The sequence below is a fragment of the Pseudomonas koreensis genome (assembly GCF_012986595.1).
Taxonomy (GTDB): Bacteria; Pseudomonadota; Gammaproteobacteria; order Pseudomonadales; family Pseudomonadaceae; genus Aquipseudomonas; species Aquipseudomonas koreensis.
Map to the genome: position 1 here is coordinate 904,967 of NZ_JAAQYM010000001.1, position 18,684 is coordinate 923,650.

An 18,684-nucleotide genomic window follows, 5' to 3' on the forward strand; every position below is an offset into this window, starting at 1 on the left:
CCACCATGGTTGATTCTTACGACGACTCCCTCGATACGGGAGAAAAAAGCAAATCTCAGGTCAAACGCGAGCTGCATGCTCTGGTTGACCTTGGCGAGCGCCTTACAACACTCAAGCCCGACTTGCAGGCAAAACTGCCATTGACCGACGCTTTGCGCCGGGCCCTGGCCGATGCGCCCAAGCACACCGCGAACATTGCGCGTAAACGGCACTTGCAGTTCATCGGCAAACTGATGCGCGATCAGGACACTGACGCGATTCTGGTATTGCTCGATCAACTCGATGCCTCCACCCGTCAGTACAACGAGCGTTTCCACAACCTCGAACGCTGGCGTGACCGCCTGATCGCCGGTGACGATGCCGTGCTGGAGAAATTCGTCGTCGAGTACCCGGACGCCGATCGCCAGCAGTTGCGTTCCCTGATCCGTCAGGCTCAGCACGAGGTTGCGCAAAACAAACCTCCTGCTTCCAGCCGCAAGATCTTCAAATACATCCGTGAGCTGGACGATACCCAACGCGGCCTGCGTTGATATTCGCCCCTGTAGGAGCTGCCGCAGGCTGCGATCTTTTGATCTTGAAAAAGCAAAGATCGCAGCCTGCGGCAGTTCCTGCAGCTGGTTTATTTATGCACCCGTGCCACCCACGGTAATCGCATCGATCTTCAGCGTCGGCTGACCGACACCCACCGGCACCGACTGCCCGTCCTTGCCGCACGTCCCCACTCCGCTGTCCAGCGCCAGATCGTTACCGACCATCGATACCCGGCTCATCGCCTCGGGGCCGTTGCCGATCAATGTCGCGCCCTTGACCGGTGCGGTGATCTTGCCGTCTTCGATCAGGTACGCTTCGCTGGTGGAAAATACGAACTTGCCGCTGGTGATGTCGACCTGACCGCCGCCAAGGTTGGCGCAGTAGATGCCTTTCTTCACCGACGCGATGATTTCCGCCGGATCGCTTTCGCCACCGAGCATGTAGGTGTTGGTCATGCGCGGCATCGGCAGATGCGCGTAGGACTCGCGCCGACCATTGCCGGTGCGTGCCACACCCATCAGGCGCGCGTTGAGCTTGTCCTGCATGTAGCCCTTGAGCACGCCGTTCTCGATCAGCGTGGTGCACTCGGTCGGGGTGCCTTCGTCGTCGACGCTCAGCGAACCGCGACGACCGCTCAGGGTGCCGTCATCGACGATGGTGCACAGCTTGGACGCAACCATCTCACCCATGCGCCCGCTGTAGGCGGAACTGCCCTTGCGGTTGAAGTCGCCTTCCAGACCGTGGCCGACCGCTTCATGCAGCAGCACGCCGGACCAGCCCGAACCCAATACCACCGGCAAAGTGCCGGCCGGGGCCGGAATCGCTTCCAGGTTCACCAGCGCCTGACGCAGCGCTTCACGGGCATACCCCATGGCGCGGTCTTCGGCGAGGAAGTAACGGTAGTCGGTACGCCCGCCACCGCCATGCCCGCCGCGCTCGCGGCGGCCATTCTGCTCAACGATCACGCTGACGTTGAAACGCACCAGCGGACGCACATCGGCAGCCAGACCACCGTCGGTGGACGCCACCAGAATCCGCTCCCAGACCCCGGCCATGCTCACGCTGACCTGCTGAATCCGTGAGTCGAGAGCGCGGGTGGCAACGTCGATACGCTTGAGCAATTCGACTTTCTCGGCGCGGCTCAGCACTTCCAGCGGGTTGTCCGGCGCATACAACTGCGCGACATCCTGGGTGGAGAACGCTTGCACCGTGCCGTTCTGCCCGGCGCGGGAGATCGAGCGTGCGGCGCGGGCCGCAGCGCCGAGGGCTTCGAGGGTGATCGCATTGCTGTAGGCAAAACCGGTTTTCTCACCGGATTGCGCACGCACACCAACGCCCTGGTCGAGGTTGAAGCTGCCTTCCTTGACGATACCGTCTTCCAGCGACCACGACTCGGAGATCTGACCCTGAAAATACAGGTCGGCCGCATCGATGCCCGGACCTGCCAGATCGCCGAGCACGCCTTGCAGGCTCTCGAGGGTCACGCCGCCGGGCGCCAACAGGTGATCACTGACTGAGGACAACAACTCGCTCATAGGTTTACGCCTTAAATTCATGTTCTGAAGCAGGCCGCTGTGCGCCCTGCGAGAAAAACCGCCGATGATTCGTCACCGGCATTCGCGCCCTGATGGACGCCTGTTCATCACTGTCGCGTTCGGCCAACAACACCGCTTCGCCTTGATCCTGATGCGCCAGCACGCGGCCCCACGGATCAATAATCGCCGCATGACCAAAGGTTTCCCGCGGTCCCGGGTGGGTCCCGCCCTGTGCTGCCGCCAACACATAACACTGCGTCTCGATGGCCCGGGCGCGAATCAGCACGTCCCAGTGCGCTGCCCCCGTCACTGCAGTGAAGGCCGACGGGGCGGTGATCAACTCGGCACCGGCGGCGCGCAGCTCGCTGTACAGCTCCGGAAAGCGCAGGTCGTAACACACCGTCAGACCCACTCGGCCCACCGGCGTGTCCGCCACCACCACGCCACTACCATAAGCATAGTCATCGGATTCGCGATACCGCCCGCGATTGTCCGCCACATCGACATCGAACAGGTGCAACTTGTCATACCGCGCCACGGTTTCGCCCTGATCGTTGACCAGCAGCGAACAGGCATGCGATTTGGCATCCGGCTGACCTAGCGGTGGCAACGGCAACGTGCCGGCCACTATCCATAACTTGAGGTCGCGGGCGGCCTGTTTCAACCACGGCAGGATCGGGCCCTCGCCGAGTGCTTCGGCGCGGCCGATGGCGGCAATGTCGCGACGGCCCATGGCGGCGAAGTTCTCCGGCAGCACCGCCAGCTTCGCGCCGCCGGCAGCAGCCTGCTCAAGCAGGCGTCGGGCCTGGGCCAGATTGGCCAGCACATCGCTCTGGCTGACCATTTGAATCACCGCTAAAGACATGGCCGCTCCTCGGGATCTGCACATAACTTTGCAGGAGCTGCCGAAGGCTGCGATCTTTGGATCTGACTCAAAAAACCAAATCAAAAGATCGCAGCCTTCGGCAGCTCCTGCCAAGGGGTAGTTTCTGCTAGTTAAAAAGGCTTGTCGAAGGTGATTTTCGGCTCTTTCCACGGGCCTTTGACGGTGTACTTGACGCTGGCGAAGCGGGCCACGCGGTCACCGATCAGCTTGTCGATCAGGAACAACGCCCCGCCGACCGCCGGTGCACCGACGATCAACGCAGCAATCGGCAGGTTGTTGGTCACCGGCAAGGTCACCAGCAATTTCGCGTCGACCTGATCACGCACCAGGTCCAGCGTACCGTTGAGTTCAATGTTGCTCGACGGCCCGGTCAGGCGGATCGGCTCGCGGGTGTCGTACACACCGGCGTTGGCCACCAGCAGACCCTTGACCCGGTCATAGCTCAAACCTTTGCCGAACAAGTCGGAGAAATCCAGACGCAGACGGCGACCAATGGAGTTGAAGTTGAGCAGACCGAACACCCGCAATGCCTGCGCGCCGCCGTCCACTTCGACGAACTGACCTTTATTGAGCGAGGCATCCAGCGTGCCGGAGAAGCGCTTGGTCGCCAGCCATGCCGGCGAGCCTGGCCAGCGGCCATCGACGTCCATGTGGAATTCTTCGCTGGTCACACTCGGCGCAAAGCCCCAGCCCTTGAGCACGTCGGCGAGGTTCTTGCCACTGATGCGGCCCTTGAACCAACTATTGGTCGACCCCGGCGCACCTTCCCAGCCGCCATTGCCCTGCAACAGGATGCCCTTGAGGCCCATGTCGAGGTTGTTCAGGGCGATGCCTTTGCCCGTCGGACGCACCTTCAACGACCAGCCGCCAACCAGATCCTGGCCCAGGAACAACTGGTTGATGGTGATATCCAGCGCAGGAATCTTCGTCGGGTCGACGGACGCCAGCGGATCGGGCGCATTCTCGTCGGCCTGCACCGTCGGATCCGGCGCCGGCAGCCGCACGTATTGCAGGTTGACCGCGATCGGTGCGCCCTTGGCATCGGGCAGGCTGGCCGAACCCTTGGCCTGCTGGCTGTCGAGCGACAGATTCCACGCCCATGGCTTGCGATTGACCTGCACGGCGGCCTGATCGAGCGTGGTGCCGAATGCGGTGAGCTTGCCCACCTTGAAATCAGCACTGTTGAGCAGTTGCTTGGCGCTGCCACCCGGATCGTTGCCGGCGTATTTGTTGACCAGATCCTGCCAAGGCGCGACGTCCAGCTCTGACAGTACACCGCGGATGCGCAGGCCCTTGGCGTCCGGCATGAGTGCGTCGCCGGTACCGAGGAACAGCTCACCGCGACCCTCGGCGATATTGCCCGGTGGCGCAGCGAAGGTGAAACTGGCCAACTGATCGTAGCTGACCCAGAAGCGCCGTTCCGGGCCTTGCAGAGTCATGCGGAACACCGTGTCACGGCCCTGTTCGGCCGGCATGCCGAACGGCGCCGGCAGGTCCACCGCCACGCCTTTCATGCTGGAACTGACCGTCAGCTGACTGTTGGTGCCGTCCAGGTTGACCTGCAGTTGATACGGAATGGTCCCGGACACCGGCAATGACTGGCTCACACCCAGCCAGTCGGTGAGTTTCTTGACCTCGACCTGCCCGGAAGCCGCGACCCGTGTCTTGAGCTTGTTCGGGCTGCCATCGGCGAAAATCTGTGCGGTCACCGGCTTATCGAATGCCCTGGCGGAGATGTTCTGTCCACTCAGGCCCTTGGCGCTGTCGAAGCGGAAATCGCCCTTGAGCTGGCTCAGTTCCAGTTTCGGTTCGGCCAGTTTCAGCCGCGCATTGGCGGTTTTGAAATCGACGAGAATCTTCGGCAGATCGCCCTTTTCCAGCGGAATGTCGAGTTTGACCTTGCCCTGCAGATCACCCTCGCCTTCCCAACCAGCGAAGGTTTCGCCGGTGCCGATCGGCGCAGTCTGCAAAATCTTCAGGCCATCGCCCAACCCGCCAGCAAACCCGCCGTCGAGGAGCAGATGCGTAGGCTGCCCGGCCGGCACATGGGGAATGTTGACGAAAACGTCGCTGACCTGGGTGTCGAGCAATTGGCCCTTATCAGCCACGATACGCACGCCACTGTCCTCGATGAACACGTCACCACTGACCTTGCTCACGTGCGGCCAGCCCGGCTGGAACGCCAGCTCGGCGTCATGCACCTTGAAAAACAGGCTGATGCTGCGATCAGCATCCTTGGCGTTTTTGCTCAGCGACCCCTGGTACTGGAAGAAGCCTTGGTCCACGGCCCCCTTGAGGATCGCCGTGCGCAGCCACTCGTCGAGGGCCGGGCTCAAGACTTCGGGCAGGTACTTGGCGGTGTAGCGACCGTCGCCATCGACCAGACCGACGCGCAGGTCCATGTAGTCTTCCTGGGTATGGTCGAAGTGCAGGCGAATCAGGAAGTCGCCGGCAATCTTGCCCTCTTCGCCCAGCACCTTCAGGTACGGCGCAATCAGGGTGAAACCGTCCTTGTCGAGCTTCCAGGTCAGCCGCGCGTTAGCCTGAATGTATTGCCATGGCTTGGCGAAGATCGGGTCGAGGTGCAGGACAAAATCCTTGCTGTCCAGGCGCAACTCGCCACCGTCGAGGTTGCCGCTGAGGCTGCCACTGACGTTTCGCGCCGCCGGAGCACCGTGATAGGCATCGAACCCGACTTGATCCAGATTGGCCGCGAAACCGAATTTCGAGCCGTCGGTGGCGTTGGGACGGAAATCCAGCAGCACGTTGCGCAGGCCACCCGTCACTTTCAGGTGATCAACAACGGTGGCGAAGCTTTCCGGCAACGGCCCCAGCGCATTGAGCAACGGGGTGATCGGCGTCAGATCGAGGCGGTCAGCCTGTAAATGCCAGAGTTCTTCGACTTTATCGGTGGCCGCTGTCTGCTTGATCTGTACGTGAGATTCCCAGCGGGTTTCGCCGAAATTCATCGCCAGCGAGTCGAGGGTGACAATCGCGCCGTCATCGTCGCGCTGGTAGTAGCCGTTGAGCGCCAGATTATCGATCTGGATCGGCTTGCGCTCGGCGTAGGCGCCGGTCAGGTGTGGCGCGTTCAAACGAAGGGCGGCGCTCTGCAGGGCACCGTCGTTCCAGTTCACCCAGAGTTCGCCACCGGCCTTGATCTCGGAAAAATTCCACTGCTGAGTCAAGCGCTCGGGCAGCCACTTCGACCAGTCGCTTTGCGGCAGGCTGACGTAGCCCTCCACGGCGCTGTCTGGTAACTGAGTGGGGCGAATCCGCGTACGCAGGCTCATGGCCACCGGCTGCCCGTCGGGCAAGGTCAAACGCGCGTCGAGACGCTGCCGGCTGGCACCGGTTTTCAGGTTGATGCCAACATACGTGAAGGTCATCGGCGCGTGATCCAGCGGCTGCACGGTCACCTGACTGTCGAGCACCGACAGTTGCTGAATCATTTGTGAACGGTTGAACAGTTGCTCGGGATCCAGCGGCTGATCGTTCTGCACCGGCAGGCCTTCCAGCGCCCAAGTGCCGTCCTGTGCTTCCTTGACACTGATCTTCAGGCCGTTCAATTCCAGATGGGCAATACGCACTTCACGTGCCAGCAGGCTGGCCCAGAGATCCGGCACAGCGCGCACCCGATCCAGACGCAAGGCATTGGCGCCGTCGCCGACCATCACGTCATGGGCCAGCAGGATCGGTGCAAATCCGCTCCAGTTACCTTCCAGTTCGCCGATCTGCAGCGGCATGCCAAGGGCTGCACTGGCCTTGTCTTCGATCTCGGTGCGGTACTCCGCCACCAGTGGCGTCAGTTCCCGACCGAGGCTGACGTACAACGCCATCAACACCAGAACCAACGCGCACAGGCCCAGCCCCAAGCGGGTGAGTACGGCCAAAATGCGTGTCAGACGCTCCATGTCAGTTGGCTCCCATGGCGAAAAAACTGCGAAAAGCTGAGGCCAGCCGTTGTGGATTAAATGTGCCGCAGGGGTTCAGAGCAGCACCACGTCATATTGTTCCTGGGAATACATGGTTTCGACCTGAAAGCGTATGGTCCGACCGATAAACCCTTCAAGCTCGGCGACGTTACCGGATTCTTCATCGAGCAAGCGGTCCACCACTTTCTGGTTGGCCAAGACCCGGTAGCCCTCGGCCTGATAGGCACGGGCTTCGCGCAGAATCTCGCGGAAGATCTCGTAACAGATGGTTTCCGGAGTCTTCAGTTTGCCGCGCCCCTGGCAACTGCTGCACGGCTCGCACAGCACCTGTTCGAGGCTTTCGCGGGTGCGCTTGCGGGTCATCTGCACCAGGCCCAGCTCGGTGATGCCGATGATGTTGGTCTTGGCGTGATCACGCTCCAGCTGTTTTTCCAGGGTGCGCAGCACCTGACGCTGGTGCTCTTCATCTTCCATGTCGATGAAGTCGATGATGATGATCCCGCCCAGATTGCGCAGGCGCAGTTGGCGGGCAATGGCGGTGGCGGCTTCGAGGTTGGTCTTGAAGATGGTTTCTTCGAGATTGCGATGCCCGACGAACGCCCCGGTGTTGACGTCGATGGTGGTCATGGCTTCCGCCGGATCGACCACCAGGTAACCGCCGGACTTCAGTGGCACCTTGCGCTCGAGGGCTTTCTGGATTTCGTCTTCGACGCCATACAGGTCGAAAATCGGTCGTTCGCCCGGATAGTGTTCCAGACGATCAGCGATTTCCGGCATCAGTTCGGCGACGAACTGCGTGGTTTTCTGAAAGGTTTCCCGGGAATCGATGCGGATTTTCTCGATCTTCGGGCTGACCAGATCGCGCAGGGTGCGCAGGGCCAGGCCGAGGTCTTCGTAAATCACACTCGGCGCGCCAATGGTCTGAATCTGCGCGTTGATCTGATCCCACAGGCGCCGCAGGTAGCGGATGTCCATGAGGATTTCATCGGCCCCGGCACCTTCGGCCGCGGTACGCAGGATGAAGCCACCGGCCTCTTTGATCCCTTCCTTGGCCACGCAGTCGCTGACCACCTGCTTGAGGCGATCACGTTCGGCTTCGTCTTCGATCTTCAGGGAAATGCCGACGTGAGCCGTGCGCGGCATGTACACCAGATAGCGCGACGGGATCGACAGCTGTGTGGTCAAGCGCGCGCCTTTGGAGCCGATCGGGTCCTTGGTGACTTGCACCACCAGGCTCTGGCCTTCGTGCACCAGTGAGCTGATGCTCTCCACCGCTGGCCCTTCGCGCAGGGAAATTTCCGAGGCGTGAATGAATGCGGCGCGATCCAGGCCAATGTCGACGAACGCCGCCTGCATGCCCGGGAGCACGCGCACGATCTTGCCTTTATAGATGTTGCCGACGATCCCGCGTTTTTGCGTGCGCTCGACATGGACTTCTTGCAGCACACCGTTTTCGACCACCGCCACACGCGATTCCATCGGCGTGATGTTGATCAGAATCTCTTCACTCATGGCAGGATCTCGTTCAGGCATGTTCACGATAATGGCCGCATCTTGATTCGTACGACGCTCATTGCGCGTGCAGGTGTTGCCAACAGGGTATGCCGAAATGGCCCAACAGTTCTGCGGTTTCGCAAACCGGCAGCCCGACCACGGCCGAATAGCTGCCGTTGAGGCCCGCGACAAACACCGCGCCCAGGCCCTGAATGCCGTAACCGCCGGCCTTGTCCCGGGGCTCGCCGCTGGCCCAGTAGGCGGCGGCTTCGTCGCGGCTGATCGGGCGGAACCGCACCAGACTGCGCACCACTCGCGACTCACAGCGCGCGCCTTCGAGCACGGCGATGGCCGTCAGCACTTCATGCTCCTTGCCGGACAACATCATCAGCATGGCGCATGCATCGGCTTCGTCCACCGGCTTGCCGAGAATTTTGCCGTCGAGCACCACGGCGGTGTCCGCCCCCAGCACGCAAAACGCCGCGTCGGACGCGAGCGAACGGCGACCGGCCTCGGCCTTGCCGCGCGCCAGGCGCTCGACATAGGCCGAAGGCGATTCTTCGGGTAGCGGGGTTTCATCGATGTCCGCACTGATGGCGGAGAATGGCACGCCGATCTGCGTGAGCAATTCACGTCGACGCGGTGATCCAGAGGCAAGGTACAGCGGCTTCATCAAAACATCTCCCTGTTCAGTGCCCAGCCTTACCGGATCAGTTGATTTTGTAGCGGCGGCGCAGTCCACGCAAAGCGAAGCTGATCCACGGCCAGAGCAAGGCGCTGGTCAAGGCCGGCAGCACCAGGGCCAGGGTTGGCTGACGGTTGCCGGTCAGGGCGCTGAGCCACAGTTGAACCAGTTGCGCGAGGCCGAAGATCACCAGGATCACCAGACATTGCTGCCACATCGGGAACATCCGCAGGCGTTGCTGCAGAGACAGCACCAGGAAGGTGATCAGCGTCAGGATCAAGGCGTTCTGCCCCAGCAAGGTGCCGTACAGCACGTCCTCGGCCAGCCCCAGGCAAAACGCCGTGACCATGCCGACGGTTTGCGGCAGGGCCAGGGCCCAGAACGCGAGGAGCAGCGCCAGCCACAGCGGGCGCAGGATTTCCATGAATTGCGGCATCGGCGACACGCTGAGCAGCAGACCAATGAGAAACGTCAGCCAGACCATCCAGCCGTTATGGGAAGCGGTAGCCCCAACCATTATTCTTGTCTCCCGGTGTTGGCCGGCGTGGTGACAGGCGGTTTGGCCGCCGGTCGAGTCGCTGGCTGGGATGCCGCAGGCCTGCTGTTCGCAGGTGTAGCTGCAGGTGGTTTGGCAGTCGCAGGCGGTTTGCTGGCGGCCGGTTTGGCCGGCGTGACGCTGGCTGCCGGAGCAGCTGCCGCGGTAGGCGCCGCCGCCGCCGCCGCTGCCGCTGCCGCTGCTGCGGGCGGCGTCACGGCCTTCGGCACCGTAGCCGGAATCACCGGACCACCGCCCTGCGCATCAAGATTTTCCTGGGCTTGCGCCGCATCGTTGGCGCGCTCTTCGGCGGTGCGATTGTCACTGAACACCAGCAGCAGATAACGGCTGCGGTTCAGTGCAGCGGTCGGCACGGCGCGGACAATCGCAAAAGGCTGGCCGGAGTCGTGGATGACTTCCTTGACCGTCGCCACCGGGTAACCGGCCGGGAAGCGCTGACCGAGACCGGAGCTGACCAGCAGATCGCCTTCCTTGATGTCCGCGGTATCGGCGACGTGGCGCAGTTCCAGGCGTTCCGGGTTGCCGGTGCCGCTGGCAATCGCTCGCAGACCGTTGCGGTTCACCTGCACCGGAATGCTGTGAGTGGTGTCGGTCAGCAGCAGCACCCGGGAGGTATACGGCATCAACTCGACCACCTGACCCATCAGGCCACGCGCATCAAGCACCGGCTGACCGAGCACCACGCCGTCGCGCTCACCTTTATTGATGATGATGCGATGGGTGAAGGGATTGGGGTCCATGCCGATCAGCTCGGCCACTTCGACCTTTTCGTTGACCAGTGCGGAGGAATTGAGCAACTCGCGCAGCCGAACGTTCTGCTCGGTGAGGGCGGCAAGCTTTTGCATGCGACCCTGCAACAGCAGGTTTTCGGTCTTGAGTTTTTCGTTTTCGGCGACAAGCTCGGTGCGACTGCCGAACTGACTGGCAACACCTTCCCACAACCGTCCGGGCAGGTCAGTGATCCAGTAGGCATCCATCAGCACCAGCGACGCTTGTTTGCGCGCAGGCTTGAGCAGGTCAAAGCGGGCATCGACCACCATCAGCGCGATCGATAGCACGGCCAGCACCAACAGGCGCACGCCCAGCGAAGGGCCCTTGGCGAAAAGCGGTTTAATAAGCCGCTCCTCCCAGGCAAATGTTCTGTTTATTCATACGGCATCAAACCGGCCTGGATGAAGACTGACAGAAGATAAACGCCAACAGGCAGCACTGCAAAGTGCTGCCTGCGCGCTCACCCACGTATTGCAAACCAGCGAGTTATTCGCTGGAGAGCAGGTCCATGGTGTGCTTGTCCATCATTTCCAATGCACGGCCACCGCCGCGAGCAACGCAGGTCAGCGGGTCTTCGGCAACGATCACCGGCAGACCGGTTTCCTGGGCCAGCAGCTTGTCGAGGTCACGCAGCAGCGCGCCACCACCGGTCAGCACCAGGCCACGCTCGGCGATGTCGGAAGCCAGTTCCGGCGGCGATTGCTCCAGAGCGCTTTTCACGGCCTGAACGATGGTTGCCAAAGACTCTTGCAGAGCTTCCAGCACTTCGTTGGAGTTCAGGGTGAATGCGCGTGGAACGCCTTCGGCCAGGTTGCGACCGCGAACATCGACTTCGCGAACTTCGCCGCCTGGGTAGGCCGTACCGATTTCCTGCTTGATGCGCTCGGCCGTCGATTCACCGATCAGGCTGCCGTAGTTGCGGCGCACATAGGTGATGATCGCTTCGTCGAAGCGGTCGCCTCCAACGCGGACGGATTCGGCATAGACCACACCGTTCAGGGAGATCAGCGCGATTTCAGTGGTACCACCACCGATATCGACAACCATCGAACCGCGTGCTTCTTCTACCGGCAGGCCGGCACCGATCGCAGCCGCCATCGGCTCTTCAATCAGGAACACTTCACGAGCACCGGCACCAAGGGCCGATTCACGGATGGCACGACGCTCAACCTGGGTGGATTTGCATGGAACGCAGATCAGCACACGAGGGCTGGGCTGCAGAAAGCTGTTTTCGTGAACCTTGTTGATAAAGTATTGCAGCATCTTTTCGCAGACGCTGAAGTCGGCAATCACGCCGTCCTTCATCGGACGAATGGCAGCAATGTTGCCCGGCGTACGGCCGAGCATGCGCTTGGCTTCGGTGCCGACAGCAACGACACTTTTCTGGTTACCGTGTGTCCGAATGGCCACAACCGATGGCTCATTCAGGACGATACCGCGCTCGCGCACGTAAATAAGGGTGTTGGCAGTGCCCAGGTCAATGGAAAGATCGCTGGAAAACATGCCACGCAGTTTCTTGAACATGGGAAAGGGACCCTAGGCAACGCGTGGGTAAAAAAGTGCGGCAAACTCTAACAACGACAGGGATTTTGGGCAAGGCGCCAATATGTTAAATTGGCCGCTTTTCTGTGCACCAAGCCCCACAATCGCGGCCTTATGACCGTAGAAGTGCGGTAGTGTTCCGACAATCTAACACACGGACGCCGTCCGTTCTGTTTTCCACTGGAGAATCCCGATGGCGCTAGAACGCTCCGACGTGGAAAAAATCGCTCATCTGGCCTGTCTTGGCCTGAATGATGCCGATCTTCCGCACATTACTTCCGCCCTCAACAGCATTCTCGGGCTGGTCGACGAAATGCAGGCCGTCGATACCGACGGTATCGAGCCTTTGGCCCACCCGCTGGAAGCCAGTCAGCGCCTGCGCGCCGACGTCGTGACCGAGACCAATCATCGCGAGGCCTATCAGTCCATCGCACCAGCGGTCGAAAACGGCCTGTATCTGGTTCCGAAAGTCATCGACTAAAGGGAAAGAGCTTGCAATGCATCAAATGACTCTGGCCGAGATCGCCCGCGGTCTCGCCGATAAAAAGTTTTCCTCCGAAGAGCTGACCAAAGTCCTGCTGGCGCGTATCACCCAGCTCGATCCGCAGCTCAACAGTTTCATCAGCCTCACCGAAGAGCTGGCGCTTGAGCAGGCGAAAGCCGCCGACGCGCGTCGGGCCAACGGTGAGAGCGGCGCCCTGCTCGGCGCGCCGATCGCCCACAAGGACCTGTTCTGCACCCAGGGCATCCGCACCAGCTGCGGCTCGAAGATGCTCGACAACTTCAAGGCCCCGTACGACGCCACCGTGGTCGCGAAACTGGCCGCTGCCGGCGCCGTGACCCTGGGCAAGACCAACATGGACGAATTCGCCATGGGTTCGGCCAACGAGTCGAGCTGGTATGGCGCGGTGAAAAACCCGTGGAACCTGGAACACGTGCCGGGCGGTTCGTCCGGGGGTTCTGCGGCGGCAGTCGCTGCTCGTCTGTTGCCAGCGGCCACGGCCACTGACACCGGCGGTTCGATCCGTCAGCCAGCCGCGTTCACCAACCTGACTGGCCTGAAGCCGACCTACGGTCGTGTTTCGCGCTGGGGCATGATCGCTTACGCTTCCAGCCTCGATCAGGGTGGCCCGCTGGCACGCACGGCCGAAGACTGCGCAATTTTGTTGCAAGGTATGGCCGGGTTCGACCAGAACGACTCCACCAGCATCGATGAGCCGGTGCCGGATTACTCCGCCAGCCTCGGCGACTCGCTGCAAGGCCTGCGCATCGGCGTGCCGAAGGAATACTTCAGCGCCGGTCTCGACCCGCGTATTGCCGAGCTGATCCAGAACAGCATCAAAGAGCTGCAGAAGCTCGGTGCCGTGATCAAGGAAATCAGCCTGCCGAACATGCAGCACGCCATCCCTGCGTACTACGTGATCGCGCCGGCAGAAGCGTCCTCGAACCTGTCGCGTTTCGACGGCGTGCGTTTCGGCCATCGCTGCGAGAACCCGGAAAACCTGATCGACCTGTACAAGCGCTCCCGTGGCGAAGGCTTCGGCCCTGAAGTACAGCGCCGGATCATGGTCGGTGCCTACGCGCTGTCCGCCGGTTACTACGACGCCTACTACCTGAAAGCGCAGAAGATCCGTCGCTTGGTGAAAAACGACTTCATGGCGGCTTTTAATGAAGTCGACATCATCCTTGGCCCGACCACGCCGAACCCGGCCTGGAAGCTCGGCGCCAAGAACAGCGACCCGGTCGCTGCCTATCTGGAAGACGTCTACACCATCACCGCCAACCTCGCGGGCCTGCCGGGCCTGTCGATGCCGGCCGGTTTTGTCGACGGTCTGCCGGTTGGCGTGCAGTTGCTCGCGCCGTATTTCCAGGAAGGCCGTTTGCTCAACGTTGCGCACCAGTATCAGTTGAACACTGACTGGCACACCCGCACCCCAACCGGCTTCTGAGGAGACACACATGCAATGGGAAGTCGTGATCGGGCTGGAGATTCACACTCAGCTCACTACCCGGTCGAAAATCTTTTCCGGTAGTTCCACCCAGTTCGGCTCCGAGCCGAACACCCAGGCCAGCCTGATCGACCTGGGCATGCCCGGTGTACTGCCGGTGCTGAACCAGGAAGCGGTGCGCATGGCGGTGATGTTCGGTCTGGCGATTGACGCCGAGATCGGTCAGCACAACGTGTTCGCGCGTAAAAACTACTTTTACCCGGACCTGCCGAAGGGCTACCAGATCAGCCAGATGGAATTGCCGATCGTCGGCAAGGGCCACCTGGACATCGCGCTGGAAGACGGCACGGTCAAACGCGTCGGCATCACCCGCGCGCACCTGGAAGAAGACGCCGGCAAGAGCCTGCACGAAGAATTCAACGGTGCCACCGGCATCGACCTGAACCGTGCCGGCACGCCGCTGCTGGAAATCGTTTCCGAGCCGGACATGCGCAGCGCCAAGGAAGCCGTGGCTTACGTCAAGGCGATCCACGCGCTGGTGCGCTACCTGGGCATCTGCGACGGCAACATGGCCGAAGGTTCGCTGCGTTGCGACTGCAACGTCTCGGTACGGCCGAAAGGCCAGGTCGAGTTCGGCACTCGCTGCGAGATCAAGAACGTCAACTCGTTCCGCTTCATCGAGAAGGCGATCAACTCCGAGATCCAGCGTCAGATCGAGCTGATCGAAGACGGCGGCAAAGTGATCCAGCAGACCCGTCTGTACGATCCGAACAAGGACGAAACCCGTCCGATGCGCTCCAAAGAGGAAGCCAACGACTACCGTTACTTCCCCGACCCGGATCTGCTGCCAGTGGTCATCGAAGAGTCGTTCCTCGGTGAGGTGCGCGCCACCCTGCCGGAACTGCCGCCGCAAAAACGTGAGCGCTTCCAGAGCCAGTTCGGTCTGTCGGCCTACGACGCCAACGTGCTGGCCACCAGCCGTGAGCAAGCGGACTACTTCGAGAAAGTCGCAGCCATCGGCGGCGACGCCAAACTGGCGGCGAACTGGGTGATGGTCGAGTTGGGCAGCCTGCTCAACAAGCAAGGCCTGGACATCGACGATTCTCCGGTTTCCGCTGAACTGTTGGGTGGCATGCTGCAGCGCATCAAGGACAACACCATCTCCGGCAAGATCGCCAAAGTGGTGTTCGAAGCGATGGCCAACGGCGAAGGCACCGCGGACGAGATCATCGACAAGCGTGGTCTCAAGCAAGTGACCGACACCGGCGCGATCTCCGCCGTACTGGACGAAATGCTCGCGGCCAACGCCGAGCAGGTCGAGCAGTACCGTGCGGCAGACGAAGCCAAGCGCGGCAAGATGTTCGGCTTCTTTGTGGGCCAGGCCATGAAAGCCTCCAAAGGCAAGGCCAACCCGCAGCAAGTGAACGAACTGCTGAAAAGCAAGCTCGAAGGCTGACCACAATGGAGCCAGACCCAAAGCCTGGCTCCATCCCTTGTGGAAGTGACCTTCTGTGGCTGAAGGGCTTTTGTGGTGAGGGGATTTATCCCCGATGGGCTGCGCAGCAGTCCCAATTCCTGTGAATTCAGAAACTGGGGCCGCTTCGCGACCCATCGGGGATAAATCCCCTCACTACAATAAGAGCCTCATAACAGAAGCCCTCGCCACGATTATTTTGGGAGCTTTCGAATGAAACGCCTGCTCGGCGCCTGCGCCCTTCTCTCGCTACTGGCCGGTTGCGCCAGCAACGACATCATCGACCCGCACGGGTACGACCAGACCGGTGTCGCCTCCTACTACGGCGCCCAACACCACGGTAAACGCACCGCCAGCGGCGAAGCGTTCAACCAGCATTCCCTGACCGCCGCCCATCGCCAACTGCCGTTTGGCACGCGGGTGAAGGTCACCAACCTGAACAACCAGAAATCCTGCATTGTGCGCATCAACGATCGCGGGCCGCACACCCGTGGCCGCTTGATCGATGTCTCGCGCGAAGCGGCCGAACGCCTCGGCATGCTCAGCAGTGGCACGGCGCGGGTTCGCCTGCAGGCCCTCGACGACTGATGGAGCGCTGACCATTTTTGCTCTCGCCGATTTACCGCTGATCAACGTGATCGAACTGCTCAGCGGTCTGTTCCTGCTGATCGTCGGCGCCGAACTGATGGTGCGCGCCGCCGTGCGTCTGGCGGCGCGCCTGCATGTGCGGCCGCTGATCATCGGCCTGACCATCGTCGCCCTCGGCAGCAGCGCCCCGCAAATGGCCGTCAGCCTGCAGGCGACACTGACGCACAACCCGGACATCGCCGTCGGCAGCGTGATCGGCAGCAGCATTTTCAACATCCTCGTGACCCTCGGCCTGTCGGCGTTGATCATTCCGCTGCGGGTCTCGCGGCAACTGGTGCGCCTGGACATTCCGCTGATGATCGGCGCCAGCCTGCTGGTGTTCGTCCTCGCTTGGAATGAACAGATTGGCCGTTTCGACGGCGTCCTGTTGCTCGCAGCGCTGGCGCTGTACCTGGGCTTGCTGCTGCGCCAGTCGCGACACTCGGCGCGGCCGCATTCCGCATTGCCGCTGACGCCGCAGGCCCCGTGGTTCAGCAGCCTGCTGATGATCGTTGTCGGGCTGGCGCTGCTGGTGTTCGCCGGGCATCTGTTGCTGGGCGCAGCGGTGGCGGTGGCGACTGATCTGGGCTTCTCCGAACGGGTGATCGGCCTGACGGTGGTCGCGGTCGGCACCTCGTTGCCGGAACTCGCCACCTCGCTGATCGCGGCATTGCGCGGCCAGCGCGACATCGCCGTGGGTAACGTGATTGGCGCCAACCTGTTCAACCTGCTGGGGGTGCTCGGGGTCACCGCGCTGATCGCGCCGACGCCACTGTCGGTCTCGCCCAACGCGCTGGATTTCGACTTGCCGGTGATGCTCGGCGTCGCCGCGTTGTGCCTGCCGGTGTTCTATTCCGGTTACCGCGTGACCCGCGCCGAAGGTTTGTTGCTGCTCGGTTTGTACGCCGCTTACGGGCTGCACGTGGTGTCGTTCACCACCGGCATGCCGCTGGCCGGCAAACTCGAAAAGCTGATGCTGTTTTACGTGCTGCCGACACTGCTGGCGTTCCTGTTGTTCACGTCCGTACGCGCCTGGCGCCGCCAACACCACAAGAGGGATGTGCCATGACCGATGCGAAGAAAACCGGGGTTGAAATCCGCCGCCAGGTGATGGGCGATGCGTTCGTCGATCGCGCGCTGGGCAACGCCACCGAGTTCACCCAGCCGCTGCAGGATTTCGTCAATGAACACGCCTGGGGCGGCGTGTGGAATCGAGAAGGTCTGCCACTCAAGACCCGCAGCCTGATCACCCTGGCCGCGCTGACCGCCTTGAAGTGCCCGCAGGAATTGAAAGGCCACGTGCGCGGTGCGCTGAACAATGGCTGCACCGTCGAGGAGATCCGCGAAGCGCTGCTGCATTGCGCGGTGTATGCCGGGGTGCCGGCGGCGATTGATGCGTTTCGCGCGGCGCAGGAAGTGATCGACAGTTACCAGAAAAGCTAAAAGATCGCAGCCTGCGGCAGCTCCTACATTGGAATGCGTTCCACTGTAGGAGCTGCCATGTTGTGGTCGAATTTTTTTAGACCATGATGTAGGAGCGTCGATTTAAGGAAGCATCATGGGATATCGGGTTGTCACGTCAGAGGAAAAAGCAGAAGCCATTCGCTTGGTCGTGGAAATGAATTACTCCATCCCTAAAGCCTGTGAAGCTACTGGTGTGGGCCCTACGGCCCTGCGTCGCTGGGTTTCGCGCTGGCGTCGAGAGCAGGAAGGTATGTCGCAGCCACCGCGATTGCAGGATCAGGAACTGATCGAATCGCTCCAGGCAAAGCTGGCACTGCTTGAAGCCGAGAACCAAGTGCTAAAAAAGCAATTGCCCTCTCATCTAAAGGTTCTGTTCGGTCGAACCAAGTGATTGATGGCGTTCGAGGTGCAATGTCGATTCGGCGCATGTGCTCAGTGCTTGGCGTTGCCCGAAGCAGCTATTACACCAAGCGAAAACCCAGGCGCCTGAAGCCCGAACTGCGCTTGCTGAGGCGTAAACTTCGTGCGTTGCATAAAGAACATCGTGAGGCGTTAGGTACTCGTGGGTTTTCCAGGGAGCTAAGAAAAGAGGGGATTTTTATTGGGCGCTGTCGAATGCGCACGCTGATCAACACCTTTGGCCTACACCGACGCAGACCGTGTTATGCCCACTATCGACGTGCTACGAAACCAGCGATTGTTGCACCGAACATTCTTGATCGTCGTTTTAATCCGACCCAGCCAGACACACTTTGGGCCGGTGACATTACCTACATCCGAGTCGGAAATAGCTGGCTTTATCTCGCGGTGGTGATGGATCTGTTTTCACGCAGAATTGTGGGTTGGGCTTGTTCCCGAACTGCCGATGCTGAACTGTCTGCAAGGGCGCTAAGGTTAGCAGTGTCACTACGCCGTCCGATGCCTGAGCTGCTATTTCACTCAGACCAGGGCTGCCAGTACACCGCTGATCGATTTGCTGGCTGCTTGGCAGAAAACCGGATAGTTCAGAGCATGAGTCGTCGAGGGAACTGCTGGGATAACGCAGTTGTTGAGCGCTATTTCAGGACTTTGAAACACGATTGGATGCCGGAAAACGGCTACCAAAACCATTTCGAAGCGGAGAAGGATGTGATGGATTTTGTTCATCATTACAACCATCGTCGTTGCCACTCTGCCTCGAACCACTTGCCGCCTGCGCTGTTTGAGCAGCAGGCGGCCTAATGCTCCTACGGAGT

The 18,684-nt window shown here is 61.1% G+C and carries 17 protein-coding genes; 9 read left to right on the forward strand and 8 right to left on the reverse strand.

All coding sequences use genetic code 11. The features are described 5' to 3' along the window. Nucleotides 1–5 precede the first annotated feature (5 nt). On the forward strand, nt 6–530 hold the full coding sequence (yjgA, locus tag HBN98_RS04345) for a ribosome biogenesis factor YjgA (protein ID WP_003221672.1): 525 nt from the start codon (nt 6–8) through the stop codon (nt 528–530). A gap of 93 nt (nt 531–623) precedes the next feature. Here the strand turns inward: yjgA and tldD are convergent, their stop codons facing one another. From tldD to mreB, 8 genes are all read right to left on the reverse strand, one after another. Continuing rightward, nucleotides 624–2,066: a metalloprotease TldD gene (gene tldD, locus HBN98_RS04350; RefSeq protein WP_083367009.1), complete on the reverse strand. Its 1,443-nt coding sequence runs from the start codon at nt 2,064–2,066 to the stop codon at nt 624–626. 4 nt (nt 2,067–2,070) lie between these two features. Continuing rightward, the gene (locus tag HBN98_RS04355) at nt 2,071–2,931 is read right to left on the reverse strand and encodes a carbon-nitrogen hydrolase family protein (protein ID WP_083367010.1); all 861 of its coding nucleotides are present in this window, start codon (nt 2,929–2,931) and stop codon (nt 2,071–2,073) included. A 131-nt stretch (nt 2,932–3,062) separates the two neighbouring features. Continuing rightward, nucleotides 3,063–6,866, reverse strand: coding sequence for a YhdP family protein (locus HBN98_RS04360; RefSeq protein ID WP_083367011.1), 3,804 nt, complete (start codon nt 6,864–6,866; stop codon nt 3,063–3,065). Nucleotides 6,867–6,941: 75 nt separating this feature from the next. Then, on the reverse strand, nt 6,942–8,399 hold the full coding sequence (gene rng / locus HBN98_RS04365; protein WP_083367012.1) for a ribonuclease G: 1,458 nt from the start codon (nt 8,397–8,399) through the stop codon (nt 6,942–6,944). A 58-nt stretch (nt 8,400–8,457) separates the two neighbouring features. Then, entirely contained in the window at nt 8,458–9,054 is a 597-nt protein-coding gene (locus HBN98_RS04370) for a Maf family protein (RefSeq protein WP_083367013.1), read from the reverse strand. A 37-nt stretch (nt 9,055–9,091) separates the two neighbouring features. Next, nucleotides 9,092–9,583 carry a rod shape-determining protein MreD gene (gene mreD / locus HBN98_RS04375; RefSeq protein ID WP_064585970.1) on the reverse strand — a complete coding sequence of 164 codons (492 nt, stop codon included), beginning with the start codon at nt 9,581–9,583 and terminating at the stop codon, nt 9,092–9,094. After that, the gene (gene mreC / locus HBN98_RS04380) at nt 9,583–10,737 is read right to left on the reverse strand and encodes a rod shape-determining protein MreC (protein WP_083367014.1); all 1,155 of its coding nucleotides are present in this window, start codon (nt 10,735–10,737) and stop codon (nt 9,583–9,585) included. Before mreC ends, mreD begins: the two co-directional genes overlap by 1 nt. A 142-nt stretch (nt 10,738–10,879) precedes the next feature. Further along, the gene (gene mreB, locus HBN98_RS04385) at nt 10,880–11,917 is read right to left on the reverse strand and encodes a rod shape-determining protein MreB (protein ID WP_002555108.1); all 1,038 of its coding nucleotides are present in this window, start codon (nt 11,915–11,917) and stop codon (nt 10,880–10,882) included. A 211-nt stretch (nt 11,918–12,128) separates the two neighbouring features. Here mreB and gatC point away from each other — a divergent pair, with 211 nt between their 5' ends. From gatC to HBN98_RS04425, 8 genes are all read left to right on the forward strand, one after another. Next, on the forward strand, nt 12,129–12,416 hold the full coding sequence (gene gatC / locus HBN98_RS04390; protein WP_003221657.1) for an Asp-tRNA(Asn)/Glu-tRNA(Gln) amidotransferase subunit GatC: 288 nt from the start codon (nt 12,129–12,131) through the stop codon (nt 12,414–12,416). Between the two features lie 16 nt (nt 12,417–12,432). Further along, nucleotides 12,433–13,884 (forward strand): Asp-tRNA(Asn)/Glu-tRNA(Gln) amidotransferase subunit GatA, encoded by a 1,452-nt coding sequence (gene gatA, locus HBN98_RS04395; protein ID WP_064585968.1) that lies wholly within the window; start codon nt 12,433–12,435, stop codon nt 13,882–13,884. A gap of 10 nt (nt 13,885–13,894) precedes the next feature. Then, nucleotides 13,895–15,340 (forward strand): Asp-tRNA(Asn)/Glu-tRNA(Gln) amidotransferase subunit GatB, encoded by a 1,446-nt coding sequence (gene gatB, locus HBN98_RS04400; RefSeq protein ID WP_083367015.1) that lies wholly within the window; start codon nt 13,895–13,897, stop codon nt 15,338–15,340. Nucleotides 15,341–15,571: 231 nt separating this feature from the next. Continuing rightward, nucleotides 15,572–15,946 carry a septal ring lytic transglycosylase RlpA family protein gene (locus tag HBN98_RS04405; protein WP_064585967.1) on the forward strand — a complete coding sequence of 125 codons (375 nt, stop codon included), beginning with the start codon at nt 15,572–15,574 and terminating at the stop codon, nt 15,944–15,946. Nucleotides 15,947–15,992: 46 nt separating this feature from the next. Continuing rightward, the gene (locus tag HBN98_RS04410; RefSeq protein ID WP_083369371.1) at nt 15,993–17,054 is read left to right on the forward strand and encodes a calcium/sodium antiporter; all 1,062 of its coding nucleotides are present in this window, start codon (nt 15,993–15,995) and stop codon (nt 17,052–17,054) included. Further along, the gene (locus HBN98_RS04415) at nt 17,051–17,428 is read left to right on the forward strand and encodes a carboxymuconolactone decarboxylase family protein (RefSeq protein WP_083367016.1); all 378 of its coding nucleotides are present in this window, start codon (nt 17,051–17,053) and stop codon (nt 17,426–17,428) included. Before HBN98_RS04410 ends, HBN98_RS04415 begins: the two co-directional genes overlap by 4 nt. A gap of 115 nt (nt 17,429–17,543) precedes the next feature. Continuing rightward, nucleotides 17,544–17,840: a transposase gene (locus HBN98_RS04420; RefSeq protein WP_007969000.1), complete on the forward strand. Its 297-nt coding sequence runs from the start codon at nt 17,544–17,546 to the stop codon at nt 17,838–17,840. A 35-nt stretch (nt 17,841–17,875) separates the two neighbouring features. Next, on the forward strand, nt 17,876–18,670 hold the full coding sequence (locus HBN98_RS04425) for an IS3 family transposase (RefSeq protein ID WP_229754989.1): 795 nt from the start codon (nt 17,876–17,878) through the stop codon (nt 18,668–18,670). Nucleotides 18,671–18,684: the final 14 nt, after the last annotated feature.

Bases quoted from the DNA above. Each gene is read 5' to 3' on its own strand.
- mreB (WP_002555108.1), bottom strand. From the start codon at position 11,917: ATGTTCAAGAAACTGCGTGGCATGTTTTCCAGCGATCTTTCCATTGAC.
- HBN98_RS04420 (WP_007969000.1), top strand. From the start codon at position 17,544: ATGGGATATCGGGTTGTCACGTCAGAGGAAAAAGCAGAAGCCATTCGC.
- HBN98_RS04425 (WP_229754989.1), top strand. From the start codon at position 17,876: ATGTGCTCAGTGCTTGGCGTTGCCCGAAGCAGCTATTACACCAAGCGA.
- rng (WP_083367012.1), bottom strand. From the start codon at position 8,399: ATGAGTGAAGAGATTCTGATCAACATCACGCCGATGGAATCGCGTGTG.
- gatC (WP_003221657.1), top strand. From the start codon at position 12,129: ATGGCGCTAGAACGCTCCGACGTGGAAAAAATCGCTCATCTGGCCTGT.
- HBN98_RS04360 (WP_083367011.1), bottom strand. From the start codon at position 6,866: ATGGAGCGTCTGACACGCATTTTGGCCGTACTCACCCGCTTGGGGCTG.
- gatA (WP_064585968.1), top strand. From the start codon at position 12,433: ATGCATCAAATGACTCTGGCCGAGATCGCCCGCGGTCTCGCCGATAAA.
- HBN98_RS04405 (WP_064585967.1), top strand. From the start codon at position 15,572: ATGAAACGCCTGCTCGGCGCCTGCGCCCTTCTCTCGCTACTGGCCGGT.
- gatB (WP_083367015.1), top strand. From the start codon at position 13,895: ATGCAATGGGAAGTCGTGATCGGGCTGGAGATTCACACTCAGCTCACT.
- HBN98_RS04415 (WP_083367016.1), top strand. From the start codon at position 17,051: ATGACCGATGCGAAGAAAACCGGGGTTGAAATCCGCCGCCAGGTGATG.
- HBN98_RS04355 (WP_083367010.1), bottom strand. From the start codon at position 2,931: ATGTCTTTAGCGGTGATTCAAATGGTCAGCCAGAGCGATGTGCTGGCC.
- tldD (WP_083367009.1), bottom strand. From the start codon at position 2,066: ATGAGCGAGTTGTTGTCCTCAGTCAGTGATCACCTGTTGGCGCCCGGC.
- HBN98_RS04370 (WP_083367013.1), bottom strand. From the start codon at position 9,054: ATGAAGCCGCTGTACCTTGCCTCTGGATCACCGCGTCGACGTGAATTG.
- yjgA (WP_003221672.1), top strand. From the start codon at position 6: ATGGTTGATTCTTACGACGACTCCCTCGATACGGGAGAAAAAAGCAAA.
- mreD (WP_064585970.1), bottom strand. From the start codon at position 9,583: ATGGTTGGGGCTACCGCTTCCCATAACGGCTGGATGGTCTGGCTGACG.